The following is a 12200-nucleotide window of genomic DNA, read 5'->3' as shown; positions in this document are numbered from 1 at the left end:
TCCCCCTTTTTATTTAAAGTGAAACTCCCCTCAGTGGATTTCTTTTCCACCAATCTAGTTTTTCCGGCTATCGATACATACAAACTCTATCCACACCTGTAAGGTATATATGAACCCACTTTAAATTCTCGACATATAGAGTGCTGCTACGCATGACCAGTGCTCCCGACCAGCTAAAAAGAATGGTTTTATGTCGCTTTTTCAATTTGAGTTTATATAGAAAAAGGCGTCTCTGTCTATATAGACAGAGACGCCTTACAAGCGCGGTTCCACTCTGTTTAGGCCTAAAAAGACCTCAAACTCAAACATGATAACGGTTTATACCGCTTCTGCTTACTTTACATCATCATGACGTTTCTCGACATACATTCGTTGTTCAGCAGAAGACTCAAAGGGGCACTTCAAAAATCCGCTTTTAAACCACTTCCAGCCAAATGGTGGTTTTCTCTGTGAAAAGCATGATTTTCTACTTCTCCTTCTCGTCGCTTTTGTTTATTTCGTTTTGGAGTATTTTTATTATATTTCTAAATCCGTAAAATGTTAACCAATTACTTTACGAACACGATTTAAAACTTTTTCTTTTCCAAGAAGCGCAATTGCATTTGGAAGTTCTGGACCGTGTGTTTGACCAGTTGTCGCAACACGAATTGGCATGAACAATCCTTTTCCTTTTTGACCAGTTTGTTTTTGAACAGCTTTAATCGCTGCTTTAACCGCTCCAGGTTCTACTTCTTCTAATGCTTCTAATTCTGCCGCAAACACGCGAAGAACTTCTGGTACTTGTTCGCCTTTCAGTACCTCTTGTCCTTCTTCTTCATAATCTACATGGTCTTTAAAGAACATATCAGATAACTCAACAATTTCAGCACCGAAGCTCATTTGATCATGATATAGAGCAATCACATCGCGAATCCAAGCTAATTCTTGTTCACTTGAATGTTCACTTACACGGCCAGCTTTCACTAAATGCGGTAAGCTTAATTCAACAACGCGATCTAAGTCCTGCTTTTTCATATATTGGTTATTCATCCATTTTAATTTTTGAGAATCGAATAACGCTGGTGATTTCGATAAACGAGCTGCATCGAACATTTCAATAAACTCGTCCTTAGAGAAGATTTCCTCTTCCCCTACTGGTGACCAACCTAATAATGCGATAAAGTTAAAAATTGCTTCTGGAAGATATCCTAACGCTTCATATTGTTCAATAAATTGAATAATTGATTCGTCGCGTTTACTTAATTTTTTACGGCTTTCATTCACGATTAAAGTCATATGACCAAATTGCGGTACATCCCAACCAAATGCTTCATAAATCATCATTTGTTTTGGTGTATTCGAAATGTGATCATCGCCGCGAAGAACATGTGAGATTTCCATAAAATGATCGTCTGCTGCTACAGCAAAGTTATAAGTTGGAATACCATCTTTCTTCACGATAACAAAATCACCGAAATCATTTGAGTTAAAGGATACTTCACCTTTTACGATATCATTAAAAACATATTCACGGTTTTCAGGTACGCGGAAACGAATGCTCGGAATACGTCCTTCTTCCTCGAATTGTTTAACTTGTTCTTCTGTTAGTTCACGGTGATTACCTGCATAGCGAGGTGTTTCACCACGAGCGATTTGCCCCTCACGTTCTGCTTCTAATTCTTCTTCTGTCATATAGCATTTATATGCTAAACCACGCTCAAGTAAATCTTCATATAACTTTTTATAAATATCTAAACGCTCCATTTGACGGTACGGACCGTATTCACCACCAACATCAACACTTTCATCCCAGTCCATGCCAAGCCATTTTAAGTATGTTAATTGGCTTTCTTCGCCGCCAGCAATATTACGCTTTACGTCTGTATCTTCAATACGGATAATAAATTTTCCATTTTGACTACGAGCGAATAAATAGTTAAATAATGCCGTACGTGCATTTCCGATATGTAAGTGTCCTGTTGGACTTGGCGCATAGCGCACTCTCACTTGCTTTTCCATAATTGGTACACCTTCCATTCTTAATGTCAACAGATTCCTTAATTGTACACCAAAAAATTATGATTATCCATCTTGCGAATTAAAAACAACTATTTTTTCTGTAATAATATAATAGCCTGTGAAGCAATTCCTTCTTCTCGTCCTGTAAAACCTAATTTTTCTGTTGTCGTCGCTTTTACATTCACATTCTCGACTTCTGTTTGCAGCAGCTCACTAATTCTTGCACGCATACTTTCAATATGTGGTGCCATTTTTGGCTTTTGAGCAATAATTGTGCAATCTAGGTTTCCAAGTACATATCCCTGCTCTGTAACAAACTCCCATACTTTTTGCAAAAGTACAGCTGAATCCGCATCTTTAAATGCAGGATCTGTATCTGGAAAGTGCTTACCGATATCTCCCGCGGCGATTGCTCCTAAACAAGCATCTGCAATTGTATGTAAAAGGACATCAGCATCAGAGTGTCCAAGTAAACCTTTCTCATATGGAATTGTAATCCCACCAATAATTAATGGTCTTCCCTCTGCAAATGCATGCACATCAAAACCTTGTCCAATTCGAAACATTTCCAATTCCTCCTCAAACTACGCTCATAAATTTTATCCCGCTACTTATGAGCAGCTTCATATTCTATTACTCGCGTGGACCTTTATATGTCCGCACGCCGAAAGTTCCACTCTATACATAGAAAAGCTCGGTAGCTACCGAGCTTTTCTATTATAACATCGCTACTGTATTTGCAAAACGCGCAAGAAGCTTTCAGCAATCACCAAATCTTCAGGTGTTGTCACCTTAATATTGTAATAGCTTCCTTCTACAACTCCTACCTCTTTAGAAAGACGTTCTACCAAACTGGCATCGTCAGTCCCAAGAAAATCCGCTTGTTTTGCACTTTCATGCGCCTCTAACAAAATGGGAACATGAAACCCTTGTGGTGTTTGAACCGCTCGCAACTGGGAACGTTCTACTGTTTCAACAACAGCATCATGCATTACTTTTTTAATTGTATCTTTCACAGGCACTGCACAAATAGAGGCACCTTTTTCTTTCGCCATTTGCAATACATCTTCAATCATCTTCTTCGTCACAAACGGGCGTGCACCGTCGTGGACAAGTACATACTCTACCTCTCTTACATGCATAAGAGCATTATATACACTATCCTGACGCTCATTTCCGCCTTGAACAAATAGGATATCTTTTTGGATATGATAAGTTTGAAGAAGTTCTTCAAAATAAGAACGTTCTCTCTCATTAATTGCTAAAATAATTTGTCCACATTGTTCATCTTTTTCAAAAGCCCGTAATGTATGAACGATAATAGGGGCATCATCAAGTTGCAAAAACAACTTATTTTTCCCCGCGCCCATACGCTTACCTTGTCCTGCTGCTGGAATAATTAATGTATACATCGTCAGCCCTCTACTTATAATGCTTTCTCTAACAATTTACGCTTGGCAAAGATCATACGGCCTGCAGATGTTTGCAATACACTTGTAACAAGTACATCAATTTGAGAACCGACATACTCTCTACCGTCTTCGACAACGATCATTGTACCATCATCTAAATATGCAACACCTTGATTTTGCTCTTTCCCATCTTTCACGACATATACTCTTAACTCTTCACCTGGAAGTACAACTGGCTTAATGGCATTTGCTAAATCATTAATGTTTAAAACCGTCACACCTTGCAATTCAGAAACTTTATTTAAATTAAAGTCATTCGTAACAACAGTTCCACCAGTTAATTTTGCTAGTTTTACAAGCTTACTATCGACTTCTTGAATGTCTTCGAAATCACCTTCATAAATTTCTACTGGGATAGGTAACTCTTTTTGAATACGATTTAAAATATCCAAACCTCTTCGTCCGCGATTACGCTTTAACGCATCCGAAGAATCAGCAATATGTTGTAATTCTTCTAATACAAATTGCGGAATGACAATTGTTCCTTCCAGAAATTTCGTTTGGCAAATGTCCGCAATACGACCATCAATAATAACACTTGTATCTAGTATTTTCCAATCGGAAGTTGACGTTTCTACTTCCTCATTTTCATTGCTCGCATTTTTTTTCTTTCCTCCGCGTTGCGGTAATGTAAACAATCCTAACAATTCATTTCTCTTTTTAAACCCTACTTGGAATCCTAAATAACCAAGTAATAGTGTAAAGAAGATTTGCAATACTGTACTAATGACTTGAATGGTAATTTCGCGAATCGGAATCAAGATCAAATACGCAACAATTAGTCCTGAAATTAACCCTAATGTTCCAAATAAAACATCTGTAACGGGTGCTTTTACAAGCGATTCCTCAATATGTTTAATAAGCTGAACAATATAATCTACAAGCCAAAATGTTGTTAAAAATAAAATGATTGCGCCAATAATTGCACGAATATAAGAGCCTTCAAGCCAAGGTACTGCACCTACACCTAACATATCAATCACTTTTGGAATAAGAAAAATCCCTAACGCTCCTCCGATAACTAAAAAGAAAAGCTGTACGATTCGTTTTAACATTCAACCACCTCCTACTCATTATTAACCATTACTTCGCCACTCAAAACGTCGAGTGCAAAAGTGGACGTGTTTTTTTATGATTTGTTTTATTTACCAATATATCATATCATATATAAAAAATCTTTGAGTGTTGTTATATTATGAAATCAATGTAATATTCTTAATTGTGTCTACTCATATACAAGTGTTCTTGAATTCGTTTTAAACCCTCTCGTATCTTTTTCGCCCGCACTTCTCCAATTCCTTCCACATCATCCAAATCTGCAATTGTTGCACGGCAAATTCCTTGTAAATTCTTAAAACGATTAATTAAGTTTTCGATAATAAGAGGTGGAACTCTAGAAATTTTACTTGCAATTCGATACCCTCGCGGTGTAATGCTTTCTTCTAGTTTCATTTGTCCAGAATATCCAAGTAGTTTTACTAAATCGCTATCTTCTAGAAGTTGAGCATTCGCAAGCTCTTGTAATTTTTTCAAAATTTGATAGTGATCCTGTGTTTTTTCATGATAATAATCTTTAATTAATAGCGCGGCTTCTGCCTCTACATCAGCAAGCAATTCTGTTAATTGTAAACGAATAAGTCTTCCTTCTGTTCCTAACTCATGAATGTAACTAAAGATTTCATTTTTAATACGCAGCATCATCTCAACGCTATGCAATACATGTACAACTTCAGACATCGTAACGACTTCTTCAAATTCCAAAATACCAAGGTTCGTTATTCCTTCATTCCATACAGCCTTATACTTTTCTAATGTTTGAATTGCTTGGTTTGCTTTTGTTAAAATAACCCCAATATCTTTCAATGTATAACGTAAATTCCCTTGGTATAAAGTAATTACGTTTCGTCTTTGTGAAATAGCAACAACAAGACTATTTGTTTGCTTCGCTACTCGCTCTGCCGTTCGGTGGCGCATCCCTGTTTCAATGGAGTCAATAGTTGCATCTGGAACTAACTGCCCATTCGCAATTAAAATTTTACTCCCCGTTTCATTTAAGATCAGAGCTCCATCCATTTTTGCTAGTTCGTATAGACTAGCAGGAGAAAAGGCACAATTAATATGAAATCCTCCATCAACAATACCTTTAATTTGCTCATTGTATCCAAGTACAATAAGCCCACCCGTTTGTGCACGAAGCACATTATCAATTCCTTCCCTTAGCGGTGTCCCCGGTGCAACAAGCTGCAAAATATTAATAATACTTTTAGAACGTTGCTTGTTTTCTTCCATATCTTATCCTCCTAGTGCAACTCGAAGAGCCTCTCCTATATTTGATACGCCAACTACTTCAATCCCTTCTGGAATCGTCCATCCACCTAAATTTTTCCTCGGGATAATTACACGTTGAAATCCTAGTTTTGCCGCTTCTTGTACACGTTGTTCAATACGAGAGACACGACGAACTTCTCCAGTTAAGCCAACTTCACCAATAGCAGCATCGCCTGGGGAAGTCGTTTTATCACGAAAACTTGATGCGATACTTATTGCAACTGCCAAGTCTACTGCCGGTTCATCTAACTTGATTCCTCCAGCAACTTTTAAATATGCATCTTGGTTTTGGAGCAATAGTCCTGCCCTTTTTTCAAGCACTGCCATAATGAGAGAGACACGATTATGATCAACCCCCGTTGCCATTCTTCTTGGATTTCCGAAACTTGTAGGAGAAATCAATGCTTGTATTTCTACTAAAACAGGTCTTGTCCCTTCCATAGAGGCAACAACCGTTGAACCCGCAACACCCACAGGCCTTTCTTCTAGAAAGATTTCAGAAGGATTTAATACTTCTGAAAGGCCAAGTTCCTTCATTTCAAAAATCCCCATCTCATTGGTTGAACCGAAACGATTTTTTACTGCTCGTAAAATTCGATATGTATGATGACGATCTCCTTCAAAATAAAGAACAGCATCCACCATATGCTCTAACATACGAGGACCGGCAATAGCTCCCTCTTTCGTTACATGTCCTACAATAAAAATAGGTATTCCTTTTGTTTTCGCAAGCTTCATTAACTCTGCTGTGCATTCACGTACTTGTGCGACACTTCCCGGTGCTGAAGTTACTTCTGGTAAATGAATCGTTTGAATAGAATCAATTACAACAAATGACGGATTCATTTCATCTATATATAGTGCAATTCGTTGTAAATCTGTTTCTGATACAACAAATAAATTATCTCCCTTTACATGAAGACGATCTGCCCGAAGTTTAATTTGTTTTGCAGATTCTTCCCCCGATATATATAAGACATCATAGGAAAGGTCTGCTAGTTGTGATGATATTTGCAACAGCAATGTAGATTTCCCGATACCAGGATCCCCCCCTATAAGTACGAGAGAACCATCTACAATTCCTCCTCCAAGAACCCGATTAAATTCTTGAAAATTCGTTTCAATACGCGCTTCTGTTTTCGTTTCCACTTCTTTCAAACGACGAGGCTTCGTTACTTCAGTTTGAATTGCATTTGCATAATTAAGTCGACGTGATGATACAACTGGCTCCATCTCCTCAACTAGGGTATTCCACTGTCCACATCCTGGACACTTTCCCATGTACTTCGGTGACTGATAACCACATTCTTGACATATAAATTTTGTTTTCTTTTTAGCCATCGTTTTTACACTTCACTTTCATGTGTAACCAAAATATTTCCTTCTCGTACAAGAAAGAGGGCTATCCTTTAGCCCCCTTTTTGTTTGTCTATACTTATTTTACCTTTTCTGCACTACGAATGACAAATGTTTCCCCTTCTGTATCAAAAACAACTTTTTGACCTTTCTCAACAACACCTTTAAGGAGCTCTTCCGATAATCGATCTTCAACATGTTTTTGAATGGCACGGCGTAGTGGACGTGCACCATACTCTGGATCAAATCCTTTATCAGCAATCGCTTCAATTGCCACATCTGTTAGTTCTAAATCAATATCTTGTTCTTTTAAACGTTTAACTAACTGTTCTACCATAAGAATAACAATTTCTTTAATATGTTTCTTCTCTAATGTATGGAACACAATAATTTCATCAATGCGGTTTAAGAACTCAGGACGGAATGCCTTTTTCAACTCATCCATTACTTTACTCTTCATATCTGCATAATCACGACCTTCATCTTGTACATTAAATCCAAGATGTTTATTTCGTTTTAATGCATCTGCACCGACGTTAGAAGTCATAATCACAATTGTATTACGGAAATCGACTGTACGGCCTTTTGAATCAGTTAAACGACCATCTTCTAGTACCTGCAGTAAAATATTGAATACATCTGGATGCGCTTTTTCTACCTCATCAAGTAAGACAACAGAGTATGGTTTTCTACGAACCTTTTCTGTTAATTGGCCACCTTCTTCATATCCAACATATCCTGGAGGCGATCCAACTAAACGAGAAGTAGAGTGTTTCTCCATGTACTCCGACATGTCAATACGAATCATCGCATCCTCATCACCAAACATAGATTCCGCTAATGCACGTGCAAGTTCTGTTTTACCAACACCAGTTGGTCCTAAGAAAATAAAAGAACCGATTGGACGTTTTGGATCTTTTAAACCTGCTCTTGCACGGCGAACCGCTTTTGCAACTGCAACTACAGCTTCATCCTGTCCGATTAAACGATCATGTAAAATTTTTTCTAAGTTCAATAGTTTGTCTGTTTCTGTTTGAGCTAGCTTAGAGACTGGAATTCGTGTCCATGTTGAAACAACATTTGCAATATCTTCTACTGTTACTTCTGAGTTCTCTTTACCTTGCTGCTCTTTCCATTGACGCTTCGTATCCTCTAATTTCTCACGTAGACGTTGTTCCATATCACGTAAAGAGGCTGCTTTCTCAAATTCCTGACTTTGCACTGCTGCGTCTTTTTCTTTTCTTACTTCTTCTAGTTTCAATTCAAGCTCTTTTAAATTTGGTGGTGTTGTATAAGAGCGTAAACGAACCTTTGAAGCCGCTTCATCAATTAGATCAATTGCTTTATCAGGTAGGAAGCGATCTGTAATGTAACGATCAGATAATTTTACAGCGGCATCGATCGCATCATCTGAGATAGAAACGCGATGATGCGCTTCATAACGGTCACGTAATCCTTTTAAAATTTGGATTGATTCTTCTAGACTTGGTTCATCCACTTGAATTGGTTGAAAACGTCGCTCTAATGCCGCATCTTTTTCAATATATTTACGATACTCATCTAGCGTTGTTGCTCCAATACATTGCAATTCTCCGCGTGCTAATGATGGTTTTAAAATATTGGATGCATCAATTGCTCCTTCTGCACCACCCGCACCTATTAATGTATGAAGCTCATCAATGAATAAAATAATATTACCTGCTTGACGAATTTCATCCATGACCTTCTTTAAGCGGTCTTCAAACTCACCGCGATATTTCGTACCAGCAACTACAGTACCCATATCCAGTGTCATAACACGCTTATCACGTAAAGTTTCTGGAACTTCATTATTTACAATTTGTTGTGCTAATCCTTCAGCAATCGCAGTTTTACCAACACCAGGCTCTCCGATTAGTACAGGATTATTTTTTGTTCTTCTACTTAATACTTCGATCACACGTTGAATCTCTTTGCTGCGGCCAATCACTGGATCTAAACGCCCTTCACGAGCTACAACTGTTAAATCGCGAGCTAAACTATCAAGTGTCGGTGTACTTGCATTAGCAGAACCACCACCTTGATGGCCAGATGCTGTCTCATTACTACCAAGAAGCTGCAGTACTTGTTGACGTGCTTTATTTAAACTTACACCTAAATTGTTTAAAACACGGGCTGCGACCCCTTCTCCTTCACGAATAAGACCAAGTAAAATATGCTCCGTTCCCACGTAAGAATGGCCTAGTTTACGCGCTTCATCCATGGACAACTCTATTACTTTTTTTGCACGTGGCGTATAGTGAACTGTTTGAGATACCTCCGTACCACGTCCAATTAGCGCTTCTACTTCCTTTTGAACTTTCTCCGGGCTTAATCCAAGTGCGACCAATGCTTTCGCAGCAATTCCTTCTCCTTCTCGTACAAGACCGAGTAAAATATGCTCTGTTCCAATATTATTATGACCAATGCGAATTGCTTCTTCTTGAGATAACGCTAATACTTTTTGTGCTCGCTCTGTAAATCTTCCAAACATCATATAAATCACACTCCTACTTCGCTCGATTTTGTTCAATTTGTAATCTTTCACGAATAAGTGCTGCTCTGCGGTAATCCCTTTCATCAGGTTGCAGTGGACCACCAGCATATTGCTGCAAAATTCCCGGTTGAGTAAGTACCATTAACTCTGTTAAAATATTTCTGGATATGTTTTCGATATATCCAAGATCAATGCCAAGTCGCACATCCGATAAACATGTTGCAGCCTCAGCAGATTCAATTAAACGGCTATTTGCCAATACACCATAAGAACGATATACCTTATCCTCGAGCTCTACGCTTGAATTTTTCATGATAGATTCCCTCGCCGTTCGCTCTTGGTGAATAAGTTGCTGAACAACACTCTTTAAATCTTCTACAATATCTTCCTCAGGTTTTCCTAATGTCATTTGATTCGAAAGTTGAAATATATTTCCTTGTGCTTCACTACCTTCACCATATATTCCTCTTACCACTAAACCAAGTTGATTAATTGCTTGAACGATACGATTCATTTGTCCTGTTAACACAAGAGCAGGCAAATGCATCATCACTGAAGCTCGTAAACCCGTTCCTATATTTGTAGGACAACTCGTTAAATAACCAACTTGTTCATCGAATGCGTATTCAACCTGACTTTCTATCCAATCATCAATCCGATTTGCACTATGCAGCGCTTCAGATAACTGTAGTCCGGGAAATAAACATTGAATTCGAATATGATCTTCTTCATTAAGCATAATGCTTACTTGTTCATTCTCAGATAATAAACAAGCACCATATTCTGTTCCCACTAAATCTGGACTTACAAGGTGCTTTTCTACTAATACTCTGCGCTGCAACGGCTGAATGCTATTCATTTGTAAAAGTTCAAATATCCCAAAAGGTTCCAGCGTTCGATTAGCAAACCTTTCTTGAAATACTTTAATCATTTGCTCCGCTTCTTCATTTGTTAACATCGTCGGAAATTGGTAATCTCGTAAATTCCGAGCCAACCGAACACGACTACTTAAAACAATATCGGAATCAGGACCATCTTCCCTCATCCACGGGCTAATCGCTTCGTTCATAATACGATCGAGTGACATAGAACTATTCCCCCTCTCTATGCTCACGAAGCTCATTTTCTAAACTGCGAATTTTATCACGTAATTCTGCAGCCTGTTCAAACTCTTCTTGTTGTATGCATTCCTGCAATTTTAGTTTTAACTCATCTAATTCTTTTTTTAGATGAACATTTCCTCCTATACGGTTAGGAATTTTCCCATTATGACTTGTATGCCCGCCATGAAGCCGCTTTAGCATCGGTTGTAATTGTTCTTTAAATGTTTCATAACAAGAAGAGCAACCAAATCTACCGATCTTTGCAAATTGAGAATACGTCATATTACATTTCGAACATTGCAACGGATCCATATTCGCAGAGCCATTGTCTTTTTTCTCAATTGTAGGTTGTTCACCATGTAGTAAACCTGCTAATAAATTATGAAATGAAAAACTAGATTTGTTTGATTGAAAGAAAGACGTATATCCATTTTCTTGTGCACACTGCTCGCAAAGATGAATCTCCGTCTTTTCTCCATTCATTACTTTTGTAAAATGTAGCGTTGCTGATCGTGAATTACAGTTTTGACAAATCAACGTATTTCCCCACCTTTACAATAGGAACGAATTATGAATTTATAACCTTATTCGTTCAACTAGCCTTTAGGAGATTGATTATTCCTAAAAGAAGTTTTACTTATATTTCAGTGTTCTAAGCATCGCTCGAAGTATACGTGCTCGCAGTTCATCTCGAAGTGGTAAGTCTGTTAGTAGTACAGATCGATCTAACACACTAAACATGAGCTTCGTCTCCCTGCTTGTAACAATATCTTCTTCAGCTAAACGCCTTATTATATTCTCGGCGCTTGACTGAGCAATACTATACTGAATCATTTGTAGCATTTGATCAATAATGTCTATATCATCATGCAATTTGACTTTTATAATGCGAATGTAACCTCCGCCACCTCGTTTACTTTCCACTACAAATCCTCTTTCTAGCGTAAAACGAGTATTAATAACGTAGTTAATTTGAGATGGCACGCAATCAAACTTATCAGCAATTTCGCTTCTTTTAATTTCAATTGCATTATTATTACTTAAGTCAATAACTTGCTTTAGATATTGTTCAATAATATCAGATATATTTCTCATTTATCCTCCACCTTTATTGACTTTGACTATCTTTGACTTTAATTATATACGTATTAAAAAATTTTGCAACTCTTTTGCTTCCTTCTCTATCCTATCCATATCTTCTCACGTTTAATCAACCGTTCTTTATTTTATGAATGAGGAATATAAAGTTTCCTAATTATAAAACGAAACTTCCAACAATGAGGATTTTCAATTCAGCTTTTATAGGATAAAAACACAAAAAAGACGAGTCCATTGACTCGTCTTTCGTTTGCCTGGCAACGTCCTACTCTCACAGGGACAAAGTCCCAACTACCATCGGCGCTAGAGAGCTTAACTTCCGTGTTCGGT

The 12200-nt window shown here is 37.8% G+C and carries 10 protein-coding genes and 1 other annotated feature; all 10 genes read right to left on the bottom strand.

Annotated elements, in window-relative coordinates:
- Window positions 1-243: 243 nt before the first annotated feature.
- Window positions 244-492: a binding site (T-box leader), on the bottom strand.
- A 48-nt stretch (window positions 493-540) separates the two neighbouring features.
- Window positions 541-1998: a glutamate--tRNA ligase gene (gene gltX / locus BM211_RS19590; protein WP_035433745.1), complete on the bottom strand. Its 1458-nt coding sequence runs from the start codon at window positions 1996-1998 to the stop codon at window positions 541-543.
- 89 nt (window positions 1999-2087) lie between these two features.
- Window positions 2088-2564 (bottom strand): 2-C-methyl-D-erythritol 2,4-cyclodiphosphate synthase, encoded by a 477-nt coding sequence (ispF, locus tag BM211_RS19585; RefSeq protein WP_035433747.1) that lies wholly within the window; start codon window positions 2562-2564, stop codon window positions 2088-2090.
- A gap of 162 nt (window positions 2565-2726) precedes the next feature.
- Complete coding sequence (gene ispD, locus BM211_RS19580; RefSeq protein ID WP_035433749.1) at window positions 2727-3410, bottom strand: 2-C-methyl-D-erythritol 4-phosphate cytidylyltransferase; 684 nt, start codon at window positions 3408-3410, stop codon at window positions 2727-2729.
- A 14-nt stretch (window positions 3411-3424) separates the two neighbouring features.
- Window positions 3425-4525 (bottom strand): PIN/TRAM domain-containing protein, encoded by a 1101-nt coding sequence (locus BM211_RS19575; RefSeq protein ID WP_035433751.1) that lies wholly within the window; start codon window positions 4523-4525, stop codon window positions 3425-3427.
- Between the two features lie 160 nt (window positions 4526-4685).
- Window positions 4686-5759: a DNA integrity scanning diadenylate cyclase DisA gene (disA, locus tag BM211_RS19570; RefSeq protein ID WP_035433753.1), complete on the bottom strand. Its 1074-nt coding sequence runs from the start codon at window positions 5757-5759 to the stop codon at window positions 4686-4688.
- Between the two features lie 3 nt (window positions 5760-5762).
- Window positions 5763-7139 carry a DNA repair protein RadA gene (gene radA / locus BM211_RS19565; RefSeq protein ID WP_090999069.1) on the bottom strand — a complete coding sequence of 459 codons (1377 nt, stop codon included), beginning with the start codon at window positions 7137-7139 and terminating at the stop codon, window positions 5763-5765.
- Between the two features lie 94 nt (window positions 7140-7233).
- Window positions 7234-9669, bottom strand: a complete 2436-nt coding sequence (gene clpC / locus BM211_RS19560; RefSeq protein ID WP_035433757.1) for an ATP-dependent protease ATP-binding subunit ClpC — start codon at window positions 9667-9669, stop codon at window positions 7234-7236.
- Window positions 9670-9682: 13 nt separating this feature from the next.
- Window positions 9683-10756: a protein-arginine kinase McsB gene (locus tag BM211_RS19555; protein WP_035433759.1), complete on the bottom strand. Its 1074-nt coding sequence runs from the start codon at window positions 10754-10756 to the stop codon at window positions 9683-9685.
- 4 nt (window positions 10757-10760) lie between these two features.
- Window positions 10761-11309, bottom strand: a complete 549-nt coding sequence (locus BM211_RS19550) for a protein-arginine kinase activator protein McsA (RefSeq protein WP_090999067.1) — start codon at window positions 11307-11309, stop codon at window positions 10761-10763.
- Window positions 11310-11405: 96 nt separating this feature from the next.
- The gene (locus BM211_RS19545; protein WP_035433763.1) at window positions 11406-11867 is read right to left on the bottom strand and encodes a CtsR family transcriptional regulator; all 462 of its coding nucleotides are present in this window, start codon (window positions 11865-11867) and stop codon (window positions 11406-11408) included.
- Window positions 11868-12200: the final 333 nt, after the last annotated feature.

It is taken from the genome of Bacillus sp. 491mf (assembly GCF_900112415.1).
GTDB lineage: Bacteria > Bacillota > Bacilli > Bacillales > Bacillaceae_G > Bacillus_A.
This window is presented reverse-complemented; position numbering and strand designations above follow the sequence as displayed.

Bases quoted from the DNA above. Each gene is read 5' to 3' on its own strand.
- disA (WP_035433753.1), bottom strand. From the start codon at position 5,759: ATGGAAGAAAACAAGCAACGTTCTAAAAGTATTATTAATATTTTGCAG.
- BM211_RS19575 (WP_035433751.1), bottom strand. From the start codon at position 4,525: ATGTTAAAACGAATCGTACAGCTTTTCTTTTTAGTTATCGGAGGAGCG.
- BM211_RS19545 (WP_035433763.1), bottom strand. From the start codon at position 11,867: ATGAGAAATATATCTGATATTATTGAACAATATCTAAAGCAAGTTATT.
- gltX (WP_035433745.1), bottom strand. From the start codon at position 1,998: ATGGAAAAGCAAGTGAGAGTGCGCTATGCGCCAAGTCCAACAGGACAC.
- ispD (WP_035433749.1), bottom strand. From the start codon at position 3,410: ATGTATACATTAATTATTCCAGCAGCAGGACAAGGTAAGCGTATGGGC.
- clpC (WP_035433757.1), bottom strand. From the start codon at position 9,669: ATGATGTTTGGAAGATTTACAGAGCGAGCACAAAAAGTATTAGCGTTA.
- radA (WP_090999069.1), bottom strand. From the start codon at position 7,139: ATGGCTAAAAAGAAAACAAAATTTATATGTCAAGAATGTGGTTATCAG.
- ispF (WP_035433747.1), bottom strand. From the start codon at position 2,564: ATGTTTCGAATTGGACAAGGTTTTGATGTGCATGCATTTGCAGAGGGA.
- BM211_RS19555 (WP_035433759.1), bottom strand. From the start codon at position 10,756: ATGTCACTCGATCGTATTATGAACGAAGCGATTAGCCCGTGGATGAGG.